The organism is Pseudoalteromonas sp. S3260 (assembly GCF_005886925.1).
GTDB classification, from domain to species: Bacteria; Pseudomonadota; Gammaproteobacteria; order Enterobacterales; family Alteromonadaceae; genus Pseudoalteromonas; species Pseudoalteromonas tetraodonis.
On sequence record NZ_PNCV01000364.1, the window covers coordinates 1 to 243 of the forward strand.

At 38.7% G+C, this 243-nt stretch carries 1 protein-coding gene; it reads left to right on the plus strand.

Annotated features, from left to right (window positions below; genetic code table 11):
* A partial coding sequence (locus tag CWC14_RS18810; RefSeq protein WP_171036907.1) for a TatD family hydrolase occupies positions 1–243 on the plus strand: 243 nt, incomplete at both ends.

Below are 243 nucleotides of genomic sequence, written 5' to 3' on the forward strand. Positions count from 1 at the left end.
ACAACAGATGCAATGGGGGTTAGATCATCAGCTGCCTATCGTAATTCATACCCGTAATGCCATGCAGGAAACGATTGAATGTGTGAAGCCCTTTGCTAAAAAGGGTTTGAAGGGTATTTTCCATTGTTTTAGTGGCAATTACGAATCGGCACAACAAATTATAGATATGGGATTTTTATTAGGTATTGGCGGTGTATTAACCTATAAAAATGCAGGCTTAGGGGCTATACTGGAAAAAATAGA